At 56.3% G+C, this 23498-nt stretch carries 22 protein-coding genes and 1 tRNA gene; 10 read left to right on the forward strand and 13 right to left on the reverse strand.

Annotation, left to right across the window (positions count from 1 at the left end; genetic code table 11):
- Positions 1-133: 133 nt before the first annotated feature.
- The 4 genes from GTF44_RS18745 to GTF44_RS18760 all read right to left on the reverse strand — a co-directional run bounded on the left by GTF44_RS18745 (position 134) and on the right by GTF44_RS18760 (position 4990).
- Positions 134-3034 (reverse strand): UvrD-helicase domain-containing protein, encoded by a 2901-nt coding sequence (locus GTF44_RS18745; RefSeq protein ID WP_253261353.1) that lies wholly within the window; start codon positions 3032-3034, stop codon positions 134-136.
- Positions 3031-4350, reverse strand: a complete 1320-nt coding sequence (locus GTF44_RS18750) for a type II toxin-antitoxin system HipA family toxin (RefSeq protein ID WP_171562434.1) — start codon at positions 4348-4350, stop codon at positions 3031-3033. Before GTF44_RS18750 ends, GTF44_RS18745 begins: the two co-directional genes overlap by 4 nt.
- A complete protein-coding gene (locus GTF44_RS18755) occupies positions 4350-4643 on the reverse strand; it encodes a helix-turn-helix domain-containing protein (RefSeq protein ID WP_171562436.1) in 294 nt (97 codons plus the stop codon). The genes GTF44_RS18750 and GTF44_RS18755 overlap by 1 nt, the downstream gene beginning before the upstream one ends.
- Positions 4644-4846: 203 nt before the next feature.
- Positions 4847-4990 (reverse strand): hypothetical protein, encoded by a 144-nt coding sequence (locus GTF44_RS18760; protein WP_171562438.1) that lies wholly within the window; start codon positions 4988-4990, stop codon positions 4847-4849.
- Between the two features lie 66 nt (positions 4991-5056).
- Here GTF44_RS18760 and GTF44_RS18765 point away from each other — a divergent pair, with 66 nt between their 5' ends.
- Positions 5057-5584: a hypothetical protein gene (locus GTF44_RS18765; RefSeq protein ID WP_171562440.1), complete on the forward strand. Its 528-nt coding sequence runs from the start codon at positions 5057-5059 to the stop codon at positions 5582-5584.
- 53 nt (positions 5585-5637) lie between these two features.
- A tRNA-Pro gene (locus GTF44_RS18770) sits at positions 5638-5740 on the forward strand.
- Between the two features lie 66 nt (positions 5741-5806).
- On the opposite strand, the gene GTF44_RS18775 is transcribed toward GTF44_RS18770, so the two are convergent.
- From GTF44_RS18775 to GTF44_RS18785, 3 genes are all read right to left on the reverse strand, one after another.
- Positions 5807-6769 (reverse strand): IS1595 family transposase, encoded by a 963-nt coding sequence (locus GTF44_RS18775; protein WP_171562441.1) that lies wholly within the window; start codon positions 6767-6769, stop codon positions 5807-5809.
- A 165-nt stretch (positions 6770-6934) separates the two neighbouring features.
- Entirely contained in the window at positions 6935-8377 is a 1443-nt protein-coding gene (locus tag GTF44_RS18780) for a hypothetical protein (protein WP_171562443.1), read from the reverse strand.
- Complete coding sequence (locus GTF44_RS18785; protein ID WP_171562445.1) at positions 8374-9717, reverse strand: DUF4365 domain-containing protein; 1344 nt, start codon at positions 9715-9717, stop codon at positions 8374-8376. Before GTF44_RS18785 ends, GTF44_RS18780 begins: the two co-directional genes overlap by 4 nt.
- A gap of 269 nt (positions 9718-9986) precedes the next feature.
- Here GTF44_RS18785 and GTF44_RS18790 point away from each other — a divergent pair, with 269 nt between their 5' ends.
- Positions 9987-10541: a recombinase family protein gene (locus tag GTF44_RS18790; RefSeq protein ID WP_171562447.1), complete on the forward strand. Its 555-nt coding sequence runs from the start codon at positions 9987-9989 to the stop codon at positions 10539-10541.
- Here GTF44_RS18790 and GTF44_RS18795 read toward each other — a convergent pair.
- Together GTF44_RS18795 and GTF44_RS18800 are read right to left on the reverse strand one after the other, a co-directional pair.
- Positions 10449-11621 carry an ABC transporter substrate-binding protein gene (locus GTF44_RS18795; RefSeq protein ID WP_171562449.1) on the reverse strand — a complete coding sequence of 391 codons (1173 nt, stop codon included), beginning with the start codon at positions 11619-11621 and terminating at the stop codon, positions 10449-10451. The genes GTF44_RS18790 and GTF44_RS18795 overlap by 93 nt on opposite strands.
- The gene (locus GTF44_RS18800; protein WP_171562451.1) at positions 11621-12463 is read right to left on the reverse strand and encodes an N-formylglutamate amidohydrolase; all 843 of its coding nucleotides are present in this window, start codon (positions 12461-12463) and stop codon (positions 11621-11623) included. The genes GTF44_RS18795 and GTF44_RS18800 overlap by 1 nt, the downstream gene beginning before the upstream one ends.
- A gap of 288 nt (positions 12464-12751) precedes the next feature.
- On the opposite strand from GTF44_RS18800, the gene GTF44_RS18805 reads away from it, so the two are divergent.
- Positions 12752-13114, forward strand: coding sequence for a hypothetical protein (locus GTF44_RS18805; RefSeq protein ID WP_171562453.1), 363 nt, complete (start codon positions 12752-12754; stop codon positions 13112-13114).
- Complete coding sequence (locus GTF44_RS18810; RefSeq protein ID WP_171562455.1) at positions 13114-13500, forward strand: hypothetical protein; 387 nt, start codon at positions 13114-13116, stop codon at positions 13498-13500. Before GTF44_RS18805 ends, GTF44_RS18810 begins: the two co-directional genes overlap by 1 nt.
- Before the next feature lie 539 nt (positions 13501-14039).
- Here GTF44_RS18810 and GTF44_RS18815 read toward each other — a convergent pair.
- Positions 14040-14939: a LysR family transcriptional regulator gene (locus GTF44_RS18815; protein WP_171562456.1), complete on the reverse strand. Its 900-nt coding sequence runs from the start codon at positions 14937-14939 to the stop codon at positions 14040-14042.
- 115 nt (positions 14940-15054) lie between these two features.
- On the opposite strand from GTF44_RS18815, the gene GTF44_RS18820 reads away from it, so the two are divergent.
- The 4 genes from GTF44_RS18820 to GTF44_RS18835 are packed head-to-tail and all read left to right on the forward strand — an operon-like array spanning position 15055 to position 19744.
- Positions 15055-16635, forward strand: coding sequence for a sulfatase (locus GTF44_RS18820; RefSeq protein ID WP_367383421.1), 1581 nt, complete (start codon positions 15055-15057; stop codon positions 16633-16635).
- A gap of 31 nt (positions 16636-16666) precedes the next feature.
- A complete protein-coding gene (locus GTF44_RS18825) occupies positions 16667-17656 on the forward strand; it encodes a tripartite tricarboxylate transporter substrate binding protein (protein WP_171562460.1) in 990 nt (329 codons plus the stop codon).
- 24 nt (positions 17657-17680) lie between these two features.
- The gene (locus GTF44_RS18830; protein ID WP_171562462.1) at positions 17681-18232 is read left to right on the forward strand and encodes a tripartite tricarboxylate transporter TctB family protein; all 552 of its coding nucleotides are present in this window, start codon (positions 17681-17683) and stop codon (positions 18230-18232) included.
- 9 nt (positions 18233-18241) lie between these two features.
- A complete protein-coding gene (locus tag GTF44_RS18835) occupies positions 18242-19744 on the forward strand; it encodes a tripartite tricarboxylate transporter permease (RefSeq protein ID WP_171562464.1) in 1503 nt (500 codons plus the stop codon).
- A 533-nt stretch (positions 19745-20277) separates the two neighbouring features.
- Here the strand turns inward: GTF44_RS18835 and GTF44_RS18840 are convergent.
- On the reverse strand, positions 20278-20991 hold the full coding sequence (locus GTF44_RS18840; RefSeq protein ID WP_171562466.1) for a FadR/GntR family transcriptional regulator: 714 nt from the start codon (positions 20989-20991) through the stop codon (positions 20278-20280).
- 74 nt (positions 20992-21065) lie between these two features.
- Between GTF44_RS18840 and GTF44_RS18845 the strand changes: the two genes are divergently transcribed.
- Entirely contained in the window at positions 21066-21815 is a 750-nt protein-coding gene (locus tag GTF44_RS18845) for a TSUP family transporter (protein WP_171562468.1), read from the forward strand.
- 696 nt (positions 21816-22511) lie between these two features.
- Here the strand turns inward: GTF44_RS18845 and GTF44_RS18850 are convergent.
- On the reverse strand, positions 22512-22817 hold the full coding sequence (locus GTF44_RS18850; protein ID WP_171562473.1) for an H-NS family nucleoid-associated regulatory protein: 306 nt from the start codon (positions 22815-22817) through the stop codon (positions 22512-22514).
- 148 nt (positions 22818-22965) lie between these two features.
- On the reverse strand, positions 22966-23259 hold the full coding sequence (locus tag GTF44_RS18855; RefSeq protein ID WP_171562469.1) for a hypothetical protein: 294 nt from the start codon (positions 23257-23259) through the stop codon (positions 22966-22968).
- Positions 23260-23498: the final 239 nt, after the last annotated feature.

The following is a 23498-nucleotide window of genomic DNA, read 5'->3' on the forward strand; positions in this document are numbered from 1 at the left end:
GGGCGGACCATACCTAGTGTGTAAAGTCAGGCGCTTAGGTGAAAGTGGGACAGTCTGAATTGCCGCGATGTTACACTTTATGTAACGGAACTGTCCCACCGCTCTGGATCAGTTCATGCATGATATCCTTAGCTCACGTCAGCTTACCTTTTCCTTTGCATCTTGGAAAGCTGACACATCCAAGGAACCGACCGTAACGGCTCTTGCGCTCAACGAGCCAACCATTATCACACGCCGGACAGGCTTGGTATTCGGCACCGCAGTTGGCACATTTCATGGGACCAGAGCGGCCCTGTTGTTCCGGCAAACCGATCCCACATGACGTACAAGCGTTAATCGAGAAGCCGCATAGGTCTGCATGTTCGCACCGATACCACATCCCACCGTCCTTGGTTGGGAAACCAAGAAGATGGCCGCCGCATTCTCCGCAGGTATGAACCTTTTCCGTCGTCCCGGCACTGCCCACAACTCCATACTCCGGATCATCGAGCATCTCTGTGATGAACGCGGATTGTTTGGAAGCGGATGCCATCAGAGTCACGGTGTGCCGTGCCCTGGTCAAAGCGACGTACATTACCCGCCGCTCCTCGGCATTCTCGAACGGTTCCGCCTCGGGCGACACCAGACCGAGCAGCGGATCATCGACGATCTCCGACGGGAAGCCCGTCCGTCCTCGAAACAGCCCCAGGACGATGACATGATCGGCTTCCAGTCCCTTGGATGCATGGATAGTCTTGAAGGAGATGTCGAGATGGGGGAATTCGCGTCGAATACGGGAAAGGTTGTCCGGCACCAAATGGCGATATCGTCCAAGCAGCAGGACCGTGGGCTTTCTATCCCCGTCTTTCTTCTCTGGTATTGCTCTCAGCGTGGCACGCAGCTTGGCATCTGCATCATGAAGGAAAGTTGGCACGACCCCCAGCGCCGGAGCCTGGGCGACACCAGCGGGGATCACGGTCTTCTGCAACTGCGCCGGGTTTTGCAGGACAAACCTCTTGGCGGCTTCCGCTATCTGATCGACGGACCGGAACGTGCGGCCAAGATCGACTGTTCGGTGAACGCCAGTCTGACCGTCGAACGTGCCGCCAAACTCCGCCCCGAAGCGTCGCATCAGGTTGATGTCTGATCCAGCAAACCGGTAGATCGACTGCCAGTCGTCGCCGACGGCAAAGACACGCCCGTCGGCATGTTGTCCCTTCAGTGCTTTGACCAGGCGTCCACGACTCTGGGAGATATCCTGAAACTCATCCACCAGTATGTGTTTGAACGGGCTGCGATACCGACCGCTCTCTGTGTATTCACAGGCCCTCAGGATCATGTCTTCAAAGTCGATCCTGCCATCCAGACGCGCCTGATATTCTAGGTAAACCGGCTCGAAGATAGATAGGAAAGCTTTGGCCCGTTTCCCGAGTTTGAGCTTATCTGCTCTAATTTCACAGTCACTCACCCGGTAGCCACCGCTTTTGTAATGCCGGAGGAATGTACCAACCAACTGGACAAAGCTATCCACCTGTCCCAGTTCGGCCACTTGGTCGAACAAGGTTTCAGGTGACCGGGGGGCGATTTCCTCGTGAGCCGAGACTTTCTCCGCCAGAGCCTCCAAAAGTCGGCCTTCCTCGCGTTCATAGCTGTAGGTCTCAATCAGCGTAGTTTCATGTTCTTTGTGGACGCTACGCTTCCACTGCATACCTTCGAGATATTCGTCGCGATCCACGAACGGGGCCGTGGTCAATTCTTCCTTACCATCGCTGGTCTTGCGGCGGCGAACGCCGAAATGCTCAATGTACACCCCGCTCTTTACGAGACGAAAGTCCGGACAATAGTCACGGAAGCCGCCCTCAGAAACCCTGTGTTCGTAGTTCGGCTCGTACTGATATTCGACGCCGTTTTCGAACAGCCAGTTGGCGATCATCAACTCTTCGAAGCTTTTGACCTGTTCCCCTTGCAGGGTGCGTAGGTCAAGCTTCTCAATATAGGTGTAGTAGTCGTGCTTTTTCTTGAAATCCCACTCGGTCTTGGCTTCCAGGCGGGCGTAAGAGAACCATCCAATGATAGCCTTCGAAACCTCGGCAGCAGTACGTACCAACACGCTTAGAATGTCTTTGATTAGGGCGAGGTAGGCTTTGTCGTCGGTCGCATGTTCGGCCAAAGCGGGCTTGCTGTCTTCAACGATCCCGATGATGTCGTAGGCCAGAGCGTGAAAGGTTCGGGCCTCCAGTGGTTCACCGCACCGTTCTTCGATACGCTCTGACATTTCCTTCGCCGCGTCCTTTGCGAATGCCAGGAGCAGTATCTCGTTTGAAGCCCTGGTTTTGGATTTGATGAGGTATCCGGCCTTCGCGGTGATGACACTGGTCTTACCGGACCCCGCCCCGGCCAGGACCAGAGTCGCGTCTTCGTCCACGATGATTGCGATCCTCTGTTCGGGTGTCAGCGGGTTGCTTTCGAAGGTGTCGAAGAACTCTTCCCAGGTGCTCAGTTGCTGCTGCTCGAATACTGATATGGCTCGATTGCGCATTGAGACTGCATTCTGGATGAAGCCTTGTACCTCCCTGACCTGCCGTTGTGCATATTCTCCGATTGATGCCATCGGAAGCCTGCCCAACAGGCTATCGTTAAGGTGCTGAGCCTGCTCAACCACGGGATTTATGAGGCAAGCTGATGGGTACTTCGTAGGGGCATGAAGCTCCGCTATCATTTCGAGCACTGCGTCAATCGACGAACGGTTGGCCTCGAAGCGTTCCGTGTTGTGGTTGATCCAGTCGGTTTCAACAGTCTGGGCAAACTCTACGGCGCTTCGCCGGTTAGCCCCCTTCAAAGATGTAGTGTAACCGTCGTCGCAGCGGATCGTCAGATCGCTGCCAAATAGTCGGTCGGAAACATTAGGTGCCGCAGCAATGCCGTTCAGATGTATCGTCCGAGAACGCCGGGCAGAAACATACAACCGGCCTTCACGGTACTCCAAACTTTTTGCGTGCTTGCCAAGCGGGTTCAGCAACAACCCGAACAACGGCTTTTGCTGGAGGTGGGTCAATGACGCTCCTCCAATCGACCAGCTATTCGCAAGGCGTTGCTTTCGATCAAACCTGCGACGTGATCGACCATGCCAGCTTCTGCTCCAGCCTGGCTTTTGATCCGGTGCATGGCTTCGACCCGGGCAGCAACCATGGTATCGACCAGTTCCTGCACTCGCATTCTGACTCCACGGGCATTGAGGCCAGCTTCTTCGGCGATCCGATCCCAATGTCGTCCGGCTGTATCTACGGGCTTACGTCTCCGACCTGCGATCTTCTGCGCGTGGTATTGGTTCACATGATCCCAATGCAGAACAGACGACACATCGTAGAGGGGTGCCATCGTCGGACCGTTGCTCAAGATCATCGAGTAGTTCTTGGCATGCGCGTCGGTGTTGGCGACCAGAATGTTAAAGATTACCTGATCTAGGAGTTTCAGGGCTTCAGTAGGTGGCAGACTATTTCCGGTATTCAGCAGAGTATTCAGATCGAGTCCTGGCACCGTACCCTGTTCGTATTTCTGACCAGGGTAGATGCCATTCGCCTGCGCAAAGTCTTCTTGATGAAGTCGTCTTACGGTACCATCAGATCGCGCTCTTCGGTCATACCTAGACACAGCCAACCCAGTCCTATCACCTGCTTTAACGATAGTGCAGTCAACAGCGGTTATTCCGATCAAACTGGCCAAATTCAGGCAATAGGCTTCGTTCTCGACGATGCCAGGAAGCGTCGGATTGTCCGGTTTTATGATGATCGTTGATGGAGCGCCGTTTTTGGGGATCGCCAGTCTGTCGGTGGGCCCGGGTAGGCCCAGTTTGGGGTTCCCGTCGCCATCGAGGACAGCTAGCGCCGTCTTCTTCTGGCCACCGGCAAGAGACAACCTGACACCATCTTCGCCGACGAGGAACGGACGGCACCCAAGATCGTCGAAATGGCGGTCCAGGGCTGCACCGTCGGTATCAATCCCGTAGTGGGCCTGTAGGGGCTCATAGGTCCATTCGGAGCGTTCGCTCGGCTCCCCGATTGAGATAGCGCCTGCGGTGTCACCGCCGATCTCCCGAAGTATGGCCAGGGCATCCGACGTGGACAGCCCCAGAGCCCTTGAGAGGGCCATGAGTTGCTGTTCTTCCGGCAACAGGTTGGCAAGCCATGGGGTAATGACTTGATCGTCGAAGTCGCCTGAACACAGAGGGAGCGTCAAGGATAGCTGGAAGTTTCCGTCGGTTGCCAGCCACCTCGGATCGTAGGTGAAACCGATCTGCTCCTGATCGTGGATGACGATGCGACCAACAACGAACTTTTCGTAGTAGACCTCGATCTCTTCACGGATTGCCATCAGTCGTCATCCAAGTCGTAGCCGATGGTCCCAGATTGAGGATCATGATGCGCGTCCTTGATTTCATTCTTGACGAACAAAATCGATAGGTCGATGCGGAGTGCCGTGGCTAACGATACCAAGGTGGATAGTTTTACGTCACGCTTCCCACGTTCGATATTTGAGAGCGTAGGGACTGTTGAACCGGACAGCCGTGAGAGGTCCTCCAGGCTGAGCCCGAGGAGCTTTCTCCGTTTCCGAAGTCTGTCGCCGATCTTTTGTGCCCATTGCAGTGTATCGCTTTGTCCGGACATTTGCCCTCCTTATCATGAAGGATAAATTAGGCGATCTGGCCCCATAATCAAGCCGAATCTATCTTGCAAGATAAAAAATAGGATGGAAAGAAAAGGCGATTGTATATTTGACAAACCCATGGCTTTGAGAGATCACGCAGTAGCGTGACAGGCCCCCAGCTCAAACACGCGGCGGATGAACGATATCCAAGCCGCCTGCACGGTCATTTCTGCCCTTTGGGGTCAGGTTTAGCGTTAGGCTTCGCCAACCGTCTTAGTTTCTCGTTGAACCGCTCTTCGTCGTCGTCCGCCTCGAGTTCACGGGCGGCTTCTTTGAAGCGTTCGAGTTGTTCGCGTTTCGTTTCCATGCTCAACCCCTTGCACGACTGCCGTCGCGGTGATAACAACGCCCCATAACAACACGAGGGCGACTCATGAGCAGCACCCACCTAGATGAGATAGCCGCAGTTCTGAAGCGTGCGGAAGCCGCAGCTTACGAGCGCGGCAAAGCTGATGCGAAACGGGAACTTCTTGAGTTCCTGGGGCAAAAGGACGCCCAGATCGGTGCTGCGCCAAAGCCGCAACAGCATGATACCACGCGGGTTCCGCCGCAACAACAGCCCGCAGAGGGGAGGCAACGCGCACCCAAAGGCATCGCCCGTCAACTGGCGATGCGGGCAATGTATTGCGCTAAAGCAGGCATGACAGCAGCAGACATTCTTTCACATGCCGACTCTGATCATGAAAAAATGGTCAAACCAGCATCGATGCGAAGCGAGCTTCGCAATGGGAAGAAGGACGGCCTGTACATTGATAACAACGGCGAGTGGTTTTTAACTGACACTGCCAAGATTAGAATTGAAGCGGAGAGCCAAGCTTTGGAGGGCCAGCCCTCCGCTTCTGAGAGCAACAACAATGGAGGTAAGTCCAATGAAGCCGCCTTAGATATTGAGTGGGAGTAACCCCACGACCCGCTCCTGCCGAGGGTTATCCCGGTAAGGGGCGGGCCACCTGCGCGGACGTGGTGGAAATGGTAGACACAGTGGCTTTGGGTGCCACGGGGGCGAGCCGCTAAACTCACATGCCCCGTGCCGGTTCAAGTCCGGTCGTCCGCACCACCCTTCTACAACACACTGACTCCGCTGGCAAATCCTAAATTACCTTGAATTGCCAGCGGGTTAATCTCACTTGCCCGCCACAGGCTGTGCGTAGGTCAACCGCTTGCCGGTCGCAGATCGCAAAGCGATCCGCCCCCGCTCCGCATCGTCCACACCGTTCGCGATCCGATTATTGTAACGAAAGTCGAACTCAGCCGCATAACGGTGCAAGTGCTGCTTGCCGCAGTGCTGATACACACCCTTCATGCCACGCTTGAAGATGCTGTAGAAGCCTTCAACCGTGTTGGTATGAACTTGCGGCTTCTCGCGCTTCACGTATTCGCCTTTGCTGTGCGTGGTAAAGTCGTGATCTGCAAAATCATCGGACAGGCGCGTGTATTGCTTGGCGTCATCAGTGTAAATCACGGCTTCCTTAGCGATATTCTCGCGCAGGATCGGCACCAGCGTATCCTTCTTAATATCGTCCACAACAATGGACTTGGCTTGTTTGGTGTTGCGGTCAACAAGGGTCAGCATGGCGTTCTTGTGCGCAAAGCCACGAGCGCCTTTTGGCTTCTCGGCTTTCTTGCCGATAAACGTCTCATCCACTTCTACAGTACCGCCACCAGAACCAAACGGGGCAAGCGCACCGTCACGCATACACTCGCGGATGCGGTGGGTCAGGAACCATGCAGACTTGTATGTGATGCCCAGAACGCGGTGTAGCTGGTGGCTGCTGATGCCCTTCTTGCTGGACACCATCAGGTGGATGGCTTGCAGCCACAGGTGCAGCGGCAGGTGGCTTTCTTCAAAGATCGTGCCCTTGCGCACGGTGAACTGACCGCGACACTCACGGCACTTCCAGAGGCCATGGCGCACCTTTCCCTCCGGGTTCTTCTTGGACGGCTTGGTGCGGACACCCTCAAGCCGGTAGGCGCGGTCGATAACACCACAATGCGGGCAGATAGGACCATCGGCCCAAAGCATGGCTTCAACGTGCGCAAAAGCGGCGGCTTCGTCGTGCATGTAAGGGGCGGACAGAACGGACATTTCATAACCCTCGTTTCGTTAAGGGTTATATGGGGTTAGCCCTTGGGTTTGTCAAGTATACAATCGCCAAAGAAAACTATGGGTCCAATTTATCACAGAGGATAAGTCTGGCATATGGAGAAGGGGCCAGCCTCGCCATCAACAATCTCAACGCGGCGGCTCTATCTAGGTGTAGTACCGAAAATCCGACTGCACCACACCACCTTCCGGAACGTACTTCAGGACACGTCCAACCTCCCTAGATGCCCTGATCGGAGCCGGTAGTTTCTGGTCGAACTGGGTGGAGTTCCAATTTACCTTTGTTAGCGCCAGGATTTCCTCGGCGATCTGTGTGATGCTCCTGTCAGTTTGCTGGTGGGGGTACAGAAGCAGCGGGTTTGGAACCCGCATCCCTGGATATGTCGAATAGTATGGAACACTGCCCCTGGTGTAGAGGAGGCCCTTTCCGTCCAGTTCGACGAAGGTGCCCCGAAGGACTGGATAACTACCGTTCCTGAGCAGCGAGATCGGGGAGCTTTCTTGGACCCAAACCATGTCACACATGCTGACATCGAGTTCGTCCAGGGCGTCATCAACACCGTCAGCCTCCTCGTCACGGAAGTGAGAAGTCTTCAGAACGACGAGCCGGGTAGGAAGGGCTTTATGGTGCTCCTTGTATGACCGAAGGGCATCCAGCACCAATGCCTTCATGTCAGCCCTGGTCAGGTATGGACGACGCCCTCTCGTTTCGGTCTGTGCCCTCGCCCCACGTAGGATCAGGCCGTGCCCGGTCTCATCGAACATCTGGGCCGTCGATGTCCAAAGCTGCTGACCATCCAGGCTGCGGTGAAACCCGATCCCGAGAAAGTTGGTGGTGTAGTCTCGGGGTTCATAGAGCCGCCATGGGACCTTGCCCGCCTTGTAGAACAAGCCATTCAGCAGGTTCCAGGTTCGCGCGGCAGGGCTCTGGATTTTCCGGTCGTTCTGACGTTTGATTTTTTGCGGAATCTTCGCGTCCGGATCGAAAACGTCCGGCCAGACGATCTGGGTCGCCACACCCATCTCCATCATCTTGGCCTTCATCATGTCTCTGAAATTCAGAACGTCCGGACCGCCATCGTCATCGGGTTCCCCGGTCTCCGACCTGGCCATTACAACCTTCTCGATCAGATCGATTGGCATGGAGAACACCACAACGTCAGGCTTGGCACTGCTTTCCTGGAGAACCCGAGCCTCAGCCGCCACCGCATCCAGGAGCAAGTTGACAGCCTGTAGAGTGGAACCGGCCTGGACGATCTTCTTGATTTGCCGCTTGCTCAGGGCTCGCTGTCCAGTATCAGGCACCACGAAGCGGCAACCGAAAGGGTTCGCGTTGCCCAATCCTGGGAAGTCTGGGTTGAGGTTCGGCAAAGCGTTTGATGCCGCTTCAACGCCCCGCTGTGACTCGGACAGGAACTGCGTGAAGCCTTCGGCGGTTTCTGATGATCCGATCACGCCGACAGTTACAACCTCACCCGCATGGAGTTGGAGTGGACCGAAGCGACGGAGCCCTTCTCTTGGATCAACGTGCTTCTGCCCACTGCCGAATTGCAATTCCGGTTCATCGAATACAGTGGCTTTGAACGTCATACCGGCAACTCCCATTGGTCGCTTTCGTCCACCAAAGCATCTGAACCGCCACTCCTCGACCAAGCGGCCTCAGGTGTCGCAACTGGCAACTCAATGACGGGAGCCGGTTCAAACCTCAGAGTTTCAGGTACGCTCTGTGTTGGTTCATGAAAGAGATCGTCGATATCTCGTTCATCAGCCTTGCACAGTAGGTGCTGCCACATGAGCACCTGACCCCATATTGCCGAGTTTTTCTCCAACCGCTTCTTTCCGCTCAGGAGCGCCTCGGCTCTTTGGTGCCACCGGAAACCATCGTGGGTGAAGAAATAGGTCGGTTCGACAACCAGAAACCAATGCTGGCCAATGCGTTCGAACTTGGGGTGAAAGGCGTGGTGCCGGACATATGCCACTCGATCTTCTTCATCTTTGCGCATCTTCACTGCAACTACCCGGGCTTTCGCCGGGTTTGTCGCCGAACGGTAGGAATAGTCGAGGGGCTTGCAGATGTCCTCAGGTCGGAACATCAACAAAGGCCGACCCTGATGACGACCGAACATCAGGCGGTCTTCGAACTGCCGCTCCAGACATCTCCGGAGAAGATGAGCGATATCATTCTGGTCATCCTGGTCGTCTGTGTTCGCGATGAGTTCGGTGTCCACAGCTTCGACGGTATCCGTCTCGACCAGCAACTCAGAGCCTTCGCCACGCGGGTCGTGGAATGCGACAAAGCGATTGCCCCTAATTGACCAGTCGAAGCGCCCATCATCTTCCTCGGCCATCACAGCACTAGCCTGCCGCCCATTGGGATATACCGGAACTGCAACGAATATCTCGTCCGGCAGAACCACTCGGAACATGTTGAGGACCGCCGTCTCTCCAGTGTTCAGTGGCGGTATCCACACACCGGGGGACGCCTGATCGACCATCAGACCGGCTATCGCGTCAACCGACGACCGGGTGAGCCTATCTTCCGCCTTGTTAAACCGTAGGCGGCGCTCCTCGCCAGGAACATGATCCGAGAATGGCTTCCAGAAGGTCGAGTTGTCCTCCATTCGGTGTAGCACAACAATCAAAGGCAGATTGGCCTGCTTCCAGTTCTTCAGGTCCTTCTCGTCAATCAGGTAGTCAAACCCGTTATCCGACTCGTGGGAGTAATTTCCTTTGACCCTGGTCTTGGCCTGGACGGCTACGAACTGGGATGAGGTTTCCCCGGACTTTGGATCGCGGAGTTCCACCATGCCATCGGTCCCGGATTCCAATCGTCCGAAACTCTGGTAGATCAGCCCAATCTTTTGGAACTCAGCCTTGATGATGGCCTCACCCGTATCGCCGGTCATCTGGTTGTCAGTTACGATCTTCATGTCGCTGTCCTTAGAAGCAGGACATAAGCAATAGCACATATCGACTCAAAGAACAAAACAGGATCACCATCTAGTGGTGGCGACAAGATTATGTAGTTTGTGTGGCTTGTACCGCTGTAACACGCAGTCTCGAAAACGGTCGATTTTGATTTCTTGATACTAAGCGGCACCAGGAAGCAGCTTTTGGCCATCAAACATTATCAAAAACCCCTATCGTTTCGAATCGATAGTCCTGCTACAAAGACGATGAGTTTCGAGAAGGAGGTGCTATGGAAGTTGGGTATGCACGGGTTTCGACGGCGGATCAGAGTGTGGAAGGCCAAACGGCGGCTTTGAAGGCGGCTGGTTGTGAACGGGTCTTCACGGAGGTTGCATCTGGAGCGAACAAGACACGACCCGTTCTTGCCGAGGCGCTGGAGTTTCTTCGTCCCGGCGACAAGCTGGTTGTCTTCAAGCTCGACCGTGTGGCGCGAAGCCTTCCCCATCTGATTGAACTGATGGACCGGCTAAAGGTGAAGGATATCGCTTTCAAAAGCCTGACTGAAGAGATCAACACCACGACGCCCGGAGGCAAACTGCTCTTCCACTTGATGGCAGCGATAGCCGAGTTTGAAAGGGACTTGATCCGGGAAAGGACGATGGTCGGGTTGAAGGCAGCCAAGGCCAAAGGTCGAACAGGTGGCAGGCCACGGCAGATGACCGAAGAGAAGATCAAGGCTGTGCGCACTCTTCTAGCAAATGGTACCGCTGTAAAGGATGCCGCCCAAGCCGTTGGTGTTTCGGTTCCGACGCTTTATCGGCATCTCCCGGGCTCGGCTCGATAGCTCCATTCTCGCTAGGCACCCCCGGCCATACTCGAGGACCGGCATGTCCGGTGCGCCCGTCCGGTAGTTGGGCGCAAACTGGTTGGCCACGGTCGCCTCACCACCAAACAGGCGACTGGCAATGGCCTCGCGGTTGATCGCCAGCGAAATCGCCTGGCGCACGCGCAGATCAGACAGTGGCGCGCTGCCGTCACCGGCCACAACTCCGGGTGCGCCTTCTGGATTGACGTCCATCAGAAGGAATATCGAACGCCAGGACGGCGCTGCCGTGTACGCAAGATCAGGGTTGGCCTCAAGGCTAGGAAGATCCTCTGTCGTGGGGTTTTCGACGATATCGAAATCCCCCGCCAATAGGCCCGCCAAACCGGCACCGGGATTCCCAATGGTGCGAATTTCAACGCCATCCCATTCCGACACTTCGCCCCAATAAGCGTCATTGCGCACAAGGCTTGCCTCACCAGACGGATCGAAGCTGACGAATTCGAACGGACCGGTGCCGACGGCTGCGGAACCGTCTTCGAAATCCACGCGGGTCGGATAAGAGATAATGCTGCAATCGCCTTCGCTGTCATAAGAAATCGGGCCTTCGGGTACATCGGCTTCGGTTGCAGACATAATCGGAAGGAACTTCATCTTCTGGATCCACAGCGGGTAAGGTGCACGCATGTCAAACCGAACGGTGTGGTCATCGACGGCCACAACATCGGCTATTGGCCCCATGGACGAGGTCAGCAGATTCCGCCGCCCGTCAATCAGATACATCATCCGGCAGGCCGAGTAGACCACGTCCCGCGCCGTGAGTGGATCACCATCATGAAAGGTGACATCATTGCGCAGATTGACCTCAAGCGAGGTATCGCTCAGCCAAGTCCAACCAGTGGCCAGCAGCGGGCTGTCATCGGCTGCAACAAGCGCCTCAAACACATGTTCGCGCAAGGAGGCAGTTGGCGCGCCCCCAAAGGGGATCGGATCCATTGAGCGCGGCGCCGAGGAAAACGCAATGCGCAACGTCTCGGCACCCGCTGCACCCGGCAGGGCCAGTGCGGCGGCAAGACCCAGGGCAATCAGAGAGTGTTTCATCAGGCTTCTCCTTCGTTGGAAGATGTGTCGGCGGCCCGACCGGCTTGACCGGAGCGGCGTTCAACGAATTCTTTGAATTCCGCCAACACCCAGGCGCAATCGGCTTGGACTTTGGCGAAGTTCCCGCTTCTTTCGCGGGTCGCTTCGTTCATGTAGAGGTCGCGCCGAAGTTCGACTTGCAGGATATGCTGGTCAATCTCGGGCCAACCGTAGCGCAAGGTGATTTCGTCACCGATGAAGCGCTTGTTCATACCGACATCGTAGCCACGCGCGGCGAACAACTCGGCCATCTTTGTCGCCAGAGCCGGATCGCAGGAGGCACCGTTGCGGGTGCCAATATCAATCTCAGGCCGTTCTTTACCTCCACGAAGCTCATGATCGAACTGGGTCATGGAATGGCAATCGACGATGAAGGCCTGGCCATGCTGATCGCGCAGGCGCTCGACGATGCGGGTCATGGTTTGATGATAGGGAATGAAATAGCAGGACAAGCGATGATGCGCCTCAGCAACGCTGAGCTTCCGATCATAGATCGGCGTGCCGTGAGCCTTCGACCAGAACAGCGTCGCACCCACTTCGACTGAACCACTCGGTAGGAAACGGCCGGGCCAGGCCTCGGCATCGTCCAACATAGCGGCATCGATGTCGTGCTGGTGGCGATTGACGTCGACATAGGCTCGCGGGAAGTTGGCTTTAATCGTGCTCAGACCAAGGGCACGGGCATTCCCGAACAGTTCGTCCACGTATTTATCGGACGGATGGTCGATCTCTGCAAAACTGAGCTTTGGATCATAGCCGAAGTCCTCCGGGTATACGTCGCCCGAATGGGGAAAGGACAGCATCAAGGGCGACACGCCGTCTGAGGTTGTGAGAACCTCTATGGGTAGTGCTTTTGTTATGGAATACCTATCCGTCGGTATAATGGTTATTGTCGCTTTCCGCGCTGATTAGATTGAGATCAAGCTACACTGCGAAGATTCCATCAGAAACCTTATTGCCCTATCCGAGAAAGATATAAGCTGACGTTATGGATGCGCCTTATGACCTCATCACGCGCCGCAATAATCTGGCAGCACGGGAAACCGAACGATAAAGGTCCGGATGAACGACCAACTCAATCCGAGACCCTGATGAACATCTGCATCCTCCATATCGGCGATCTCGGGCCCCAGGACAAACCGAAGCACCCGCCCTCGCCAGAGCGTTTCCGGGTCGGGATCTCCCGTCATCTGGCAGACGCGCGCTGGACCGTCATCAGCGCCGTGCGAGACCACCTACCGGCGCCATCGGATTTTGACGCCTACCTGATCACCGGCGGCAAGTATTCGGTATTCGAACAGCTGGACTGGCAGGACCGCCTTTTCGACTTCATCCAGGCGCTGCACCGCGCGGAAATCCCCTTGGTCGGTATCTGCTATGGGCACCAGGCGATTGCCCATGCCCTAGGCGGCGCGGTTGTGCGGTCGGAGAAGGGTTGTGGGGCGTGGGGCTGATGCCGGTCGATGTCGTCAGGTCGACCGCCTGGGCTGAGGTACAAAGCAGCGTCATGCTTCATGCCATGCACCAAGATCAGGTCTCCGTCGCGCCGGACGGGGCCGATGTGTTCCTGTCTAGCACGTTCTGCCCCATCTCCGGGTTCACGATAGATCGCCATATCCTGGCGATCCAGCAGCATCCGGATTTCACCCCTGGCCTGAATACCGACCTCATCAATCGGCGCTTTGACCGTGTCGGAGCGGCTGCCGAGCCAGGTCTAATGTCCCTTTCCGGTCGAGATGACACGGAAACGAGCCTCGTATGGATCTCAGAGTTTCTTAAAGGGACCTCGCGCCAGCCAGTCGAGACTGCATTCAACGTACCAAACGGCGAAGCAATCTGAGCGATGGCAGTTTTTGGGCACCTATTCAACCGGATTGAAACGAGTGGTGGCGGCTGCACCGCTTGGCCGATGATGGGGTTGAAAGAACCAGCACCAGCCCCAATGCTTCGAATCCAAGAAGTCTCTAAGCGATCTAGGCCGGGCGCGCATCAAGTACCGCGGCTGATTGCGCCAGTCTAGATACTGTAGATAAGAGTTTGCCGAGGGGCCGTCATGGCCACATTGATGAGAACGGCTGCTTGTGTGGGTTTACAACAATTCGTGATCATACCGTCACAGCCACTCATAGCCCCTCAAAGCGAAACACTCCCGGTAATACCGAACTAATACAGAAGCTTACAAGTGTGTCATGACTTCTTGGAGAACGCCCTTAGGATGAAGACATGACCAAATTCAAACCGATGATCCCGGTGGACCCGATTTCGCCCGCTGTACGCTATTGCGGCGGTAAACCGCACATCTTTCCTGGTTTCTGTCATACAGCTAATGCCAGCTTCAGAGAGCTCAGGCCAATTAGGGCGCGTAAAGGCATCCTTTCGTCAACTTTCTTCCTGATTAATCAGTAGGGGCAAGGTTTTTATTACAAAATCTACGGCGGCGATCTTTCGTGAACTCGGTCTAAAATGTAATCCTGCCTGCCGAACGGGCATTCCCTGGACCAACGGTTGGATCAAGAGCCCTTCCTTCTCGACAAGGGGGCTGAGTTGCATTGGGGCCGACATTGCGAACCCCCAATCCCTAACCAACTGCAACCCCGTCGAGAACGAGCCGGTCCGCACATCAATAGTGGGCGGCACCTTTCCGCGCCGGCGAAAGTGATCGCGGATCGAATTCTCGGTGTACGGGTCCTCCGTATATAGAACCCATTTCTTGTCCGTCAGATCGGCAGGTTCAATGGCCTCCCGGCAAGAGTGCGGATCACCCTTTGGCAGAACAATTCCGTGACGAACGGTTGTCGCAGGCACGGTCATGATCGTGTCATTGCTCTCGTCGGGATCAATCAAACCAAGGACTATATCCAACTCATGGCTCAGCAAAAGTGGAAGCGTACGAACATTGGAGTCAGCAATTAGATCGATTGCAAGGTTCGGGTATCGGGTCTTGAGCCGCGACAGAAGCGGTGCAGCGTAGATCAGATGAAACAAAGGCCCTGCTCCGATCTTCAACTCTGATAGACCGGCGCCTGCAATGGCGGCAACCTCCTCGCGCGCTTGGGCGTGTTCTCGCTCGATCCGGATCGCGCGTGGCAGATACGCTGCCCCGGCCGCAGTCAACTCCATCCCGCGCCGGTGACGGGTAAAAAGCGGCACGCCAAGCTCTTGCTCCAGATTGGCAACCCGCTTGGTCATCGATGGCTGCGTTAGGTTCAACTGGTGAGCGGCATCCGTCAGGGTGTCGCTCCGGGCTACCGCCAGGAAAGCCGCGAGATTTCGATCCATCTGGCATTCCCTTTTTTTATCTCAAGCCAACAAAAATCTATTTTACAGAATATCACCATCCACTCAAGTTATCGACCACTGCAGAGCGATTTGGGAGGGTCGGCATTTGCGCACAGTGTTCGTGTTGTTTGACTCGCTAAACCGCCTGGCACTCGGCGCCTATGGCGGCTCCGCGATTGTCACGCCCAATTTCGACCGCTTCGCGACGCGAGCCGTAACCTTTGACAAACACTATGTCGGCAGCTTGCCCTGCATGCCGGCTCGGCGCGACATGCACACCGGCCGATTGAATTTCATGCACCGATCTTGGGGTCCGCTTGAGCCGTTCGATGACAGCTTCGCCCGCATCCTCAGCCAAAACGGTGTTTACACCCATTTGATCTCGGACCACCTTCATTACTTCGAAGATGGCGGGTGGGGCTATGCCACCGCCTTCGACAGTTGGGATTTTGTGCGAGGGCAGGAATACGATCCGATGGAGGCGCTGGTCTCCCCGCCGCTAGACCGCTACCGCGAGAAGTTCGACTCGCGACACTATCCTTTGAGCAATAAGCAGCCTGCAACGATGACGCGCCACGCCACCGACCCGCGGCTATGGAAGAAGTCCCGTGGTGCGATCAACCGTGATTTCCTGACGGAAGAGACTGATTTCCCAACAGCGAAATGCTTCGCAGCAGCCTTCGAGTTTCTTGACCGAAACCGAGCGGCCGACGACTGGTTTTTGCAACTGGAGTGCTTTGATCCGCATGAGCCCTTTGTCGCGCCGGCGCGTTTCAAAGCCGCGTATGCCTCGGGTTACGAGGGCAAGATCCTTGATTGGCCGAACTATGAAAAAGCGGCGAACTCGCCCGATGAAATTGCCGAAATCCGGGGCAACTACGCCGCCCTTGTCGCGATGTGCGATGAATATTTCGGCAAGCTCCTCGATTATTTCGACACCGCAGGTTTGTGGGAAGATACTGCGCTGGTTCTGACCACGGATCACGGGTTTCTGCTGGCCGAGCATGAGTGGTGGGGCAAGAACCGGATGCCCTATTACGAGGAGATCTCACACATCCCCCTGATGATTTGGCACCCCGAACAGACTTCGCAAGGGGCGCGTCGCGGTGGGCTGAGCCAGACGCCGGACCTGATGCCGACCTTCCTGGATTTGCACGGATGCGACATCCCCGAAAGCGTCACCGGCCGATCGCTTGCGCCTGCGTTGAAGGCCGAGGTTGATCTGCACGACACGATCATCCTTGGCATGTTCGGCGGCCCCGTTTGCGTGACCGACGGACGGCACAGCTATTTCCGATATCCGACGGATGTGAATGCACCACTGAACCTCTACACCTTGATGCCCGCGCATCTGTCGAAACCCTTCGATCTGACGGAGTTGCGGCAGAGCGAGTTGGTCGCACCGTTCAATTTCACAAAGGGTGTGCCGGTGTTGAAAGTGCCAATGGACGCGAAAAACAGCCAAGTCGGGCAAGATGGCTTGTCCCTCGATGACTGTGAGACGGTGCTCTTTGACCTCAAGAAGGACCCACGCCAGGACCGACCTATCGCCGACGATCTGGCCGAAGATTGGCTCATGCACCGGATCATCCGGCATTTCATCGAGCACGATGCCCCGCGTGAAATCTATGCGCATTTCGGCTTGAAGGCCCCTCGGGTGCCGACCGCGGAGCCGGGCCGACGGACGGCGGAATAGAAACGACGAAGCACGAAAGGGAGGAAGATCAATGAACATACTGAAACAAGCTCGGATCGGCATTGCCGCTTTGGCGATGACGGCAGTGGGCTCGGGCTCGGCTTTTGCCGAGTTCCCCGAGCGCAATATCGAGAACATATTCCCATGGGGCCCTGGCGGCGCGATGGCTGTCAGTCAGATCATCGCCGATGCGATGGGAGAGGAATTGGGCGTGTCAATCCCGGTGGTGTCCACCCCTGGTGCGGGTGGCGTCAGGGCGTTTGAAACCGCGAACGCCCGGCCCGCGGATGGCTATACGATCTATGACGGATATGTCGCTCCGCTTGTGTTGCAGCCGCTCTTAGGCAATGCCGATTGGAGTCATGAAGACTTCATCCCGCTCCATGCCGCGACGGCCAATGCCTTCGCCATTATTGTGCGTAAGGATGACGAGCGGTTCGAATCCCTTGATGATCTGATCGCCTATATGCAGGAAAACCCAGACCAGGCGCGGTATACCACGGGCTCGCCCACGAATCTGCCACATATGGTACTGGCACGCGTCTTGGATGTGAACGGCGTCAGTGGCCGTGTCGTGCCCTACGACGAGCTGGAACAGGGCGTGCGAGATCTTCGAGCCGGGGTCTTGGATTTTATGATGGCGAATCCGGCCTTTTATCGCACAAATGCTGAACACGTGCGTGCGCTCGCCGCGATGAGCGAGCAGCCGGAGGTGTCCGACATCTACGATGGCGCGCCGCTGATCGGGGATTTGGGCTACGAACTGGGCTTCACCGGCCTAGCGCCAATGGGCTGGAATTGGTGGCTGGTCCACTCCGACACGCCGCCCGACGTCGTCGAAACCCTGCGGGACGCTATGGCCGCGGCGCTTGCCCGTGACGACGTGCGGGAGCGTATCCTGAACACGGGCTTCGTGCCCACCGGCTTTACCGCGGCTCAATATGACGAGGTTGTCGGTGGTGTCGGGGTCCAGTTGCAGAGCGGGATCGACGCAATACAAAGAATCCTTGATCAACAGTAACTCCCAAATCAAGGATCCACTCGGATGGCACGACGGTACACCAAAGTCTCAGCAACGTTCCTCGAGATTGCCGTCGTCGCCATCCTTTTTTGCGGGATGGCCGCGGTTGCGTTCTGGCAATTCGCGACCTCCTTCGTTGCGCAGGACGCCAATTCCGGCGGCCCCTTCGACAACGCTGCGATGTTTCCCCGGCTGGTGGCCTGGGGGCTTTTGCTGTTGTCCGGGATCGAGATCACCCGACTGCTGATCCGCTGGCATCGCGGCGGTGCGACGGACGGCGCAGGCCAAGGTGGTCTGCTCCGCCCGGGCCCGGAAGACGAAAGCCTTCGTGTTCTGACCTATCGCGCATTGGCCTGTTCGGGCGTGTTCATGGTGTACCTGGTCGCGTTGACACCCATTGGTTATATCGCCTCGACGCCGGTTCTGATCGCGGCGATGGCGATGATCCTGGGGGCGCGCTTTTGGGTTGCGATCCTGGTCGCGGTCACCGCGACGACTGCCATCGGGATCGTGTTCGCCACCATTCTGAACGTTGTTCTGCCGGTGGGCCGTTTGGGCCTACCGACTCTGTTCTGAGCGAAGGCCATGTTGGGCGATCTAATTACATCCGGTGCGGAACTCTTCTTCACGCCAGAGGCGATCCTTCTGACGGCTCTGGGTTGTCTGGCGGGGTTGGTCATCGGAGTTCTGCCGGGCCTCGGGCCACTGATGGGGATTATCCTGATGCTGCCCGTGGCCTTCTATCTGCCCCCTGTCCCGGGGATGGGTATGCTGGTGGCGATTTTCGTCGGTGGTTCCTGCGGCGGTGCGGTCACGGCGATCCTACTGAGAATTCCGGGCACACCGATTGCGGCGGCGACCTTGCTCGACGGGCATCCGATGGCCGCGAAAGGCCGGGCGGGCGATGCAATTGGCCTGGCCGTGTCCGCTTCGGCGATTGGAGGCGTTTTTGCCGGGCTGATCTTGCTCGTTTTCTCGCCGCTTCTATCGGCCATGGCACTGCGCTTTGCGCCACCGGAGTACTTCGCGCTCGCCCTTCTCGGCCTCCTTTCAATTGCGGTCGTTGCGCGCGAATCGACGATTAAGGGGCTGATGACCGGAGCTATGGGCCTGATGTTGTCGACCATGGGGACCGACAGCTTTAGCCAAGCCTATCGTTTCACCTTCGACAATTTCAATCTGCTGAATGGCTTTCATATCGTCCCGGTTGTTGTCGGCCTCTTCGCGTTGTCCGAAATGTTCCTGCAGATCCAAGCTGGAAAACTAGAGGCAAAGCCCGATGTCCAAAACGTGCGCGTCTCAATCGCGTCGATCCGGCGGGCCATGGGGCACAAGGTCAACCTGCTGCGCTCAAGCGCAATCGGCACATTTTTTGGTGCGCTGCCCGGGGCCGGAGGCGTGATCTCGGCCTTCACAGCTTATGCTGTGGCCAAGGCGCGGTCGAAGCCCGAGGAGGGCTATGGCGAGGGCGCCGAGGGGGGCGTTGTCGCGACCGAAGCTGCAAACAACGCCTGTTGTGGGGGCACGCTCATCCCCACCCTGTCGCTCGGCATCCCTGGCGATGCGTCGAGTGCCGTGCTGATGGGGGCTTTGTTCCTGCTTGGATTCTTCCCGGGACCAGAGCTCTTCGAGCAGAACGTCGATGTCGCAGGCGGTATCATCTTTGCCTACCTAGCGGCAAATGTCTTCCTGCTATTTTTGGGCATCCTGCTGACACCGGTCTTCGTCTCGGTCTTGAAAGTGCGCAAGAAATACCTGATCCCAATCGTCTTACTCTTGTCGGCAGTCGGGGTCTTCGCACTGCAATCCTCAACCTTCGATCTTTGGGTCATGCTCGGGTTCGGCGTTCTGGGCTATATCCTCCGTCGGTTCGACTATCCTCTTGCCCCGATCGTCATCGGAATGATCCTGGGCCCGATTGCGGAAGCGAGTTATCGCCGTGCCCTCCTTATCTCTGACAACGGGCACTGGATCTTCGTCGAGCGACCGATCTCAGGTGTGATTTTGCTCACTTGCGTCGGGCTGGCGCTGGCTTTCTTGCCCCGAAAAGGCAAATCAACCGCATTAGAAGACTCGCTGAAGAGATAGTGCCTCATCAGGGATTGCGTCCTTTGGGGCGCAGGCCGTTTTTCGGACGCGACTTGGCAGACCGACGGAAATCCGGTGATGGTGTTGCATTGTCAACCGATCCGGACTGTAGAACCAATATCGTTGCACCCATATGAGCGCGCGAAACGTCCCGCGGAGTATCAGAGAGAAACCTTAACGACCTGAGAAGGGTTGGCGCCACACCTGAACACGATCCGTGCGCAACCGACCTGGGCACCAATTCGTCAGCATGAGGTCAATGCGAAAGCCTCCAGTTATTGTAGCCGGAGACCCCTTGCCCGTGCGCCCTGCCCCGCAGGTTGTGATGATTCTCAGGATTATTATTGCCTTGAACCGATGATACCCAGACTCTGCGCTGGACGTCCGCTCTGGAGAATTGCAGTGCGGCACCGTGAACTGCAGGTTTGGCCGTTCTCACACATCTAACCAGCGTCCGACGGTGAAGCGCGGCGTGTCACCTAGGTCGTCAGCGGGCCCTTTCTACCAAATGCTGCATGATGCACGCACGTCAGCTAGCCAGAACTACGAAATTGTGGCGCCCCTGGTGCAAGTTGAAGTGCCTCGATTATCGCTTCCAGATGCGTTCGCATTTTGGCCTCGGCCTCCTCGGGATCATGGATCGCAATTGCATCAACGATCTGCTGATGCTGATCACTATGCCGCCCCTTGAACTCGCTGATGCCGATGTGCCGGTATGTACGATCCCAATGCGTTTGCCATTTCGACCGTCGTCTTGCGTCAGAAAGGAAGGTGAGGATCGAAGACAAGATCGGGTTTCGCGCAACAGTCGCAATGGTTCGGTGAAAGGTATCATCCGCCTTCTGGCACGCAAACCTGTCCGGTGCGGTACGTCCCGCTGAGACACATTCGTTTAGCTTGGCAACATCCTCTACTGTCGCTCTGCGTGCAGCTTCTGCCGCAACCGCGGGCTCGATCAAGTATCTTGCTTGCACCAGCTCCTGAACTGATGTGGCATGTACCAAGAGGTTTTCGCGAAGCGGAGCCGTGTCAGGCCGTGGACCAAAGAACGTCCCTTGTCCGACATGACGCCAAACGTCGTTTTCTTGCTCCAGCACCAAGATCGCACGTCGGAGTGTTTCGCGACTGCATGAAAACTGCTGCGCCAGCGCCCGTTCAGAAGGGAGCTTTTCCCCAATGGCCAGCTCGCCTGAGTGCAGAAGCGCCCGTAGGCCCGCAAGCACGGTTGTCGCTCTTGTGTATCGCATAACAATTTCAGACCAATTTGTAGACCAATTTACCATACTGCTAACGGTCCACAAAATAGATCGAAGGAATTGTTGTGGCGGAGGTAGCTGTAATCATTGTGGCTGGGTTTCTTTGCGGGGCGTTGAACGCCATTGCAGGCGGAGGAACCTTCGTCACACTGCCTGTTCTCATATGGATTGGCATACCGCCAATCGTCGCAAACGCGACAGCGACGACGATGGCAGTGCCCGGCTATATTGCAAGTGCCTGGGCCTACCGGCACGACATTCGCGCTGAGGGCGCCCTTCGTCTTGGAACGATAATCATGATCGCCGCAATTGGCGGTGTATTGGGCGCTGCGCTTCTTATTATTACGTCGCCGGATGCTTTCCTGGCACTCATTCCGTGGCTTCTACTGGTAGCAACACTTCTGTTCGCTTTTGCGCCTCAGGTTCAGAAGCTGTCCGAAGACGGCAACATCGGCCTGCATACGAAAACGACAGCAATCATCATCGTTCTTTTGGTGACGACCTATGGAGGCTACTTTAACGGCGGGTTGGGTATCATCATGCTCGCCGCACTTGCTTTACAGGGCTATCGTGACATTCACGGAATGAATGGGGTTAAAAACCTGCTCGCGTCCATTTTGTCTATTCTCTCCGTAGTCACATTCATGACTGCCGACCTGATCGCATGGGATGCTGCCATCTCTATGGCTGTTGCAAACATATGCGGTGCATATGCTACGTCAAAGCTTGTCCGACGCATGACGCGGACCGACGTCTTGCGCGGGGTGATCATTGCCATTGGAGCATCTATGACTCTTGTTTTCTTTGTTGTCTGATCCTCCGTTTTTCTAAACATACCGGCGGACCACTTCATTGGGGAAGACCGCCGTGGCTTGAGCAGATAAGGTTCAAACGACATGAACTCGAAGACCAGCGCTTTCGATTGCGTCAATATTTGCTGGGAAAAGCATGCACCCGTTCCATCGAGATATCCAAGATGCCCGTATCCTCTTGAACCAGCCGAGCGAGCACGGTTGTAATCGCTGGCTTCTTTCACCCCTGCGACCGCCGCCACGAAGATCGTCGGTGACGACCACATCCGGCTCGTATTGAGCCAGCCATTTTTATCTTCAGGATGGCAACCGTCGGGGTTTAGACCAGAAACCCATGACGCGCCGCAGTCCGTGAGCCATTGGCCGACAGAGAGCGCATCGCTAACTATGCCGTTGGTCACCGCCACAGTCGTCACCCTAAACCCCTCCATGCGTTGTGTCATTGTTATTCAATCAAGCGCTCAACTGGCCTGGGGTCTTTTCACGCCGCTCCTTACCCAACCGCTGCGGACCTAGCTCAGGCAAAGCTTGGCAGTTGCGCCGGAAGCCCGATCCTAGCGTTCTCTGTGGCTTCATCGAAGAGGTTCCGAAACGAACGGCCATACATCGGAAGGTTTCTTCGGCATATCGATTAAGAGAGTTGGATCCGCCCCGCGATTGCGTCGCTGCTGTGGTCTACTGTTGCGGAACTTAGTTGACTTATTTGATCCGCATTGAGGCTTCATCTCGGCCGCGAGCGAGCGCATCTTTGAACCATTTGGGTCTGCGACCTCTACCGCTCCAGGTTTGTGTCGGTTTTTCGGGGTGACGGTATTTTGGAGCACTTAGAGTTTTGCGCGTCGCGGTGAGTTCTTCCAGGGAGAAGCCCATCTCTCGGGCGGCCGCCTGCGCGGCGGCGAGCGCGGCTTTTTTCCGCTCCGCCTCTGCAGCCTTGATCGCTTCTTCAACCTTGATCTGCAGTGCCTTCAGTTCGTCTGGGGACATCCCATCAAGGTATATGGTCATTCCGGTTTCATTTTCTTGTCCCATAAGGACCTCCTCATTTAAAAGAGCTCCCCCGATCTGTGCCAGTGAGGTTAGTATACACTGACCGGGAGAGAGTTGGTGTTCATGCAGTGAAGGCAGGGCCACTGCACGACGCATCTCGTCCCGCTTAAGCGAGATCGATCAACGTATCGAAGCTCCCATGGTTCATACCGAGGAAGCTGTTACGGACACGGAGGTCCTGAGACCGGCCGAAGGTCTTTATGAGGTTAAGAATGTGGTCATGTCGGGCGACGAGCTCATATCGCTCAAATCCTGCTACAGTTTCGGACCCCGCGAGTATGTTCCGGAAGATCAACCGCATTCCGGGGGCTGGCCCATAAAACTCTTCTGAGACGACATTGAGGGCTTGCAGCACGAGGTGGTTGGGCGTTGAGATGACACCGAACTGGGCAAACTCCATTTTCGAGCGATCATCTCTTGCTGTCGTGATCCGAAAGAACGGTCCCTTCGCGCATCTGCCTCGAAGCTGCCATGTGTGGCAGTCTGTTAGTATTGTGAACTCTCGAGGCCTCATGGCCATGCCTCCGCGCCGCCCTCGCGCGCGACCTCGGACTGCTGCTGCTCTGGAGTTGGGACCAGGTATCTCATAGCTCAGCAAGCGCCTCGCGCGCTCGTAGGACAGGGCGCAAAACAAAATCA

Source organism: Roseobacter sp. HKCCD6576-2 (genome assembly GCF_013179285.1).
GTDB lineage: Bacteria > Pseudomonadota > Alphaproteobacteria > Rhodobacterales > Rhodobacteraceae > Rhodophyticola > Rhodophyticola oceani.

Bases quoted from the DNA above. Each gene is read 5' to 3' on its own strand.
- GTF44_RS18775 (WP_171562441.1), bottom strand. From the start codon at position 6,769: ATGTCCGTTCTGTCCGCCCCTTACATGCACGACGAAGCCGCCGCTTTT.
- GTF44_RS18835 (WP_171562464.1), top strand. From the start codon at position 18,242: ATGTTGGGCGATCTAATTACATCCGGTGCGGAACTCTTCTTCACGCCA.
- GTF44_RS18830 (WP_171562462.1), top strand. From the start codon at position 17,681: ATGGCACGACGGTACACCAAAGTCTCAGCAACGTTCCTCGAGATTGCC.
- GTF44_RS18800 (WP_171562451.1), bottom strand. From the start codon at position 12,463: ATGCTGTCCTTTCCCCATTCGGGCGACGTATACCCGGAGGACTTCGGC.
- GTF44_RS18805 (WP_171562453.1), top strand. From the start codon at position 12,752: ATGAACATCTGCATCCTCCATATCGGCGATCTCGGGCCCCAGGACAAA.
- GTF44_RS18790 (WP_171562447.1), top strand. From the start codon at position 9,987: ATGGAAGTTGGGTATGCACGGGTTTCGACGGCGGATCAGAGTGTGGAA.
- GTF44_RS18795 (WP_171562449.1), bottom strand. From the start codon at position 11,621: ATGAAACACTCTCTGATTGCCCTGGGTCTTGCCGCCGCACTGGCCCTG.
- GTF44_RS18755 (WP_171562436.1), bottom strand. From the start codon at position 4,643: ATGTCCGGACAAAGCGATACACTGCAATGGGCACAAAAGATCGGCGAC.
- GTF44_RS18785 (WP_171562445.1), bottom strand. From the start codon at position 9,717: ATGAAGATCGTAACTGACAACCAGATGACCGGCGATACGGGTGAGGCC.
- GTF44_RS18815 (WP_171562456.1), bottom strand. From the start codon at position 14,939: ATGGATCGAAATCTCGCGGCTTTCCTGGCGGTAGCCCGGAGCGACACC.
- GTF44_RS18825 (WP_171562460.1), top strand. From the start codon at position 16,667: ATGAACATACTGAAACAAGCTCGGATCGGCATTGCCGCTTTGGCGATG.
- GTF44_RS18765 (WP_171562440.1), top strand. From the start codon at position 5,057: ATGAGCAGCACCCACCTAGATGAGATAGCCGCAGTTCTGAAGCGTGCG.
- GTF44_RS18850 (WP_171562473.1), bottom strand. From the start codon at position 22,817: ATGACCATATACCTTGATGGGATGTCCCCAGACGAACTGAAGGCACTG.
- GTF44_RS18780 (WP_171562443.1), bottom strand. From the start codon at position 8,377: ATGACGTTCAAAGCCACTGTATTCGATGAACCGGAATTGCAATTCGGC.
- GTF44_RS18840 (WP_171562466.1), bottom strand. From the start codon at position 20,991: ATGCGATACACAAGAGCGACAACCGTGCTTGCGGGCCTACGGGCGCTT.
- GTF44_RS18760 (WP_171562438.1), bottom strand. From the start codon at position 4,990: ATGGAAACGAAACGCGAACAACTCGAACGCTTCAAAGAAGCCGCCCGT.
- GTF44_RS18750 (WP_171562434.1), bottom strand. From the start codon at position 4,350: ATGGCAATCCGTGAAGAGATCGAGGTCTACTACGAAAAGTTCGTTGTT.
- GTF44_RS18810 (WP_171562455.1), top strand. From the start codon at position 13,114: ATGCCGGTCGATGTCGTCAGGTCGACCGCCTGGGCTGAGGTACAAAGC.
- GTF44_RS18855 (WP_171562469.1), bottom strand. From the start codon at position 23,259: ATGGAGTTTGCCCAGTTCGGTGTCATCTCAACGCCCAACCACCTCGTG.